Origin of the sequence: Mesorhizobium sp., assembly GCF_005063415.1 — a bacterium.
Classification (GTDB): Bacteria; Pseudomonadota; Alphaproteobacteria; order Rhizobiales; family Rhizobiaceae; genus Mesorhizobium.
This window is the reverse complement of sequence record NZ_SUEG01000292.1, coordinates 2,216-2,452: the sequence shown is the minus strand read 5'-3', so window position 1 is coordinate 2,452 and position 237 is coordinate 2,216. Positions and strand designations below refer to the sequence as shown.

Annotated in this window: 1 pseudogene; it reads right to left on the bottom strand. The window is 60.3% G+C overall.

Going from position 1 to position 237, the window contains the following annotated elements:
* Positions 1-237 (bottom strand): annotated as a pseudogene (locus E5W70_RS31905) (hypothetical protein); the annotation flags it as partial.

Sequence of the window (237 nt, the reverse complement as noted above, 5' to 3'; positions counted from 1 at the left end):
GGCCTGATCGACGAAGAACTTCTGAATTCCACCCACTCTGCGATCGAGCGCGCACGCGTCCAACCACACCAGAAACGATGCGTCGGGCCGCATGGGCGTGATGCCTGGAAGGTGTTCACAGGCGAACTCGCAAACCAGATCAATGTTGCTGGCGATGTAGCGCGTGAGTTGGTCGAGCCATGGCGCGCCGCTGCTGTAGGCAACCTCCAGCGCCAGGCGGCCGAAAAAGTTCGCATT